Source organism: Klebsiella sp. 28, assembly GCF_018223905.1.
Taxonomy (GTDB): Bacteria; Pseudomonadota; Gammaproteobacteria; order Enterobacterales; family Enterobacteriaceae; genus Klebsiella; species Klebsiella pneumoniae.
Map to the genome: position 1 here is coordinate 1 of NZ_JAGRQY010000249.1, position 2,734 is coordinate 2,734.

A 2,734-nucleotide genomic window follows, 5' to 3' on the forward strand; every position below is an offset into this window, starting at 1 on the left:
ATTTAACGTCAAGTTAGTTTGTGTATTACCCTTGAACACGACGAGCGATGCCGTGCACTCTTCCTTATGATGTATTTTATCGTTCAGCAAATTATAAAAAAGGCCCAGTACAGCGCCAGAAATAAAAAAGCCAAAAGCAATTTTTATTCTATTCATATACTATTCCACGAAAAGAGAGAGTAACACATCCGGCAGAAACCTTCTCGCTGTAACTTTTTCTGCAAATAAAGACTATAAATCCGGGAGACATTTGCGACATCGAAAAATAAACGAAGGGATACTTCTTACAATCAAGTCCGGATTTGAATATCAAAGATTTATAATAGTTAAATTTATCAACTTTAGCATGGTTATCATCTTTGGTATAAAAATGACACCCGCGATCGTTTTCAACCAATGTATAGCTGCTAAAAAAAGGTTTTTCATCATGAAAATGCCAAATGTAATGAAAAGACAAACAACCCGCCAGTAAACTTAACAGCATGATCAAGAACGTTGTAGCCTTTGCACCGATGTTTTTTCTGGTGGCCGTTTGCACGATATCACCAGACTCTGTGGTCGGATTTTTTTCAGCGACGTCATCCTGGCTTATGATGGTGATGTTATTATAAGTTTCTGAATTTAAAGGTTTTTCATCCATCCTCTCAACCTTAACGTTAGGATTGATATGAAAGCCTTTTCGCGGAACCGTCACTACTATCGAATTATCCGTTTCCCCGACATCGCGCAGTCCGCGCCTGACTATCGATATGTTTTGATACAGGGTATTTGCCGGGACCAGAATCCCTTCATCTTCCCACACTTTTTTAAAGAAAACTTGCTGACTGACCAGTTCCGGAGTGGCTTCCAGTAAAAGAACAAGACAGTGGCTTGCCGGAGCCGTCAATGTGACGCTTTGAGCCGGGTTTTTCAACGAGATTAACCGCTTATTTTCAGGCCAAAATTCTATATTTTTGTTTATGATCCAATACATATGCTATACGCGGCTTATATGTTAAAAGAGATTAAAGGAGTAAGGAGGTAATCGGTGTTGATGGAATTACGATCATTATAGCTAATTATATGATTGAGAAAACATATGTGACTCCTTAAATTTTAATACTTCGCTTTCCCGCCCTGTCGAACGCCGCATAAAGCACCATCATCCTTTCGCGTATTAGCTGGGTAACGGTCGTAAATTCGCTGAACTCTGGGATAAACATCTGCATTTAAAACGCAATAAACCCAGCAACTACAATTAGTTATTGTCTAATCTATGCTTTTTTTGCCAGCATCCAAGAGCATCGTCATCCTTAGCGTAGAAAGCCTGGCATCGGGATAACGATGGTTTCGTGTTAAACAAGATGTTTTTTGCTGATGGGAACCCGTAGCCCTCTTCTTGCGCGATATAAGAATCGTTTATCATGTCTGTCTGTTACGTAGGGGGGCGCCGGTGCAGCATTTGCTAAGGCAGGTCATTAGTTCTGTTTTATTAATTATAACCACCATTATTCAAGGTTTTTAATGTATTATTTAATTTCTCATTCGACAGGTGTTTATTATATCGTGGCTATGTTATGATCAAAAAAAAGGAGGAACTATGTTTTCTTATATTATGCTGGGAACCAATGACCCTCAAACTTCATATAAATTTTATGCGCCTTTGATGCGTGTGCTTGGTCATCCTCTGGATGGGCGTAGCGAAAAAGGCGCCGCATGGGGAACATTCAAAGATAACCATACTACCGGATTATGCGTTGGCATGCCGTTTGATAATCTACCCGCCACTCGCGGCAATGGCGTTATGGTAGCGCTGAACGCGGTATCCGTTGATATGGTCCAGGAACTTTATCGATTAGCGATAGAGAATGGAGGAGAGGATGAAGGTCCACCAGATTATCGTCCACATTACGGCGCTGATTTTTATAGTGCTTACGTACGCGACCCTGACAAAAACAAAATCGCTTTTGTTTTTTATGACGCGTCTAAAAGATAGAATACCTAAAACGGTTTCCTGCGGATAAAACTACCTCTCCCTGTGATACTCATTTTTTTAGCGGTCTGGGAAGCCGTTATAATGGCTTCCCGCTTGAATAACTGAATGGTATATCTCTGCAAACCACTGATGAGGCATCGAGAGTTACCGGCAGGCAATCGCGTCAAGCTGAAAGAGCATACCTGCAGCTCCTCCATCATGGGCAAACTCGGTTTGGATAGATTTTCTGGCTGGATAATTGCCGTTAAATCTCTGGCGCATGATCTTTTCCATTATTGGGATATGCCACACGTCACGAAACAATGCATCAATTTTAACAACTGACTCCAGCGTCAGGCCGATAGCGTTAAGCCTTTCACTCAAGTTATCGAAGGCACCATTTATCTGTTCCTCGATAGGTTTTCCAATGTTCCCGAGACAGTAACTCACAAAGACCAGACCACGGGTTTCGACCACACCGGATATTGCCAGGCTTTCATTGACTTCGTGTCTTATAATAGTAACCATTATTAATCCCTTTAAATTTAATAGACTGAAAGGAAGACTGGTTGCAACCCTCAGTGCATGCCAAACTCATATGTTCGATAACGTATTATCCCCAAAATGCAACATAGTAAATTCTTGATTTCCTGTGTTAGGGATAAATTTGTGACCTGGGGATTAAATATATTTTAACTTGAACAAATCATCTCACTTAATGCTGAACACGTCACGCTCTGCCACATGAAATGCCCTTAAAAAATCTTAAAGGTTCTTAAT

At 40.7% G+C, this 2,734-nt stretch carries 3 protein-coding genes; 1 reads left to right on the forward strand and 2 read right to left on the reverse strand.

Annotation, left to right across the window (positions count from 1 at the left end):
* Nucleotides 1-148: 148 nt before the first annotated feature.
* Nucleotides 149-973: a transcriptional regulator gene (locus KHQ28_RS27500; protein ID WP_032419368.1), complete on the reverse strand. Its 825-nt coding sequence runs from the start codon at nucleotides 971-973 to the stop codon at nucleotides 149-151.
* 606 nt (nucleotides 974-1,579) lie between these two features.
* On the opposite strand from KHQ28_RS27500, the gene KHQ28_RS27505 reads away from it, so the two are divergent.
* On the forward strand, nucleotides 1,580-1,975 hold the full coding sequence (locus tag KHQ28_RS27505) for a VOC family protein (protein ID WP_074181082.1): 396 nt from the start codon (nucleotides 1,580-1,582) through the stop codon (nucleotides 1,973-1,975).
* Nucleotides 1,976-2,119: 144 nt separating this feature from the next.
* Here the strand turns inward: KHQ28_RS27505 and KHQ28_RS27510 are convergent, their stop codons facing one another.
* Entirely contained in the window at nucleotides 2,120-2,482 is a 363-nt protein-coding gene (locus KHQ28_RS27510; protein ID WP_023319813.1) for a RidA family protein, read from the reverse strand.
* Nucleotides 2,483-2,734 lie beyond the last annotated feature (252 nt).

Coding starts and splice junctions, on each gene's coding strand:
- KHQ28_RS27500 (WP_032419368.1), bottom strand. CDS start 973: ATGTATTGGATCATAAACAAAAATATAGAATTTTGGCCTGAAAATAAG.
- KHQ28_RS27505 (WP_074181082.1), top strand. CDS start 1,580: ATGTTTTCTTATATTATGCTGGGAACCAATGACCCTCAAACTTCATAT.
- KHQ28_RS27510 (WP_023319813.1), bottom strand. CDS start 2,482: ATGGTTACTATTATAAGACACGAAGTCAATGAAAGCCTGGCAATATCC.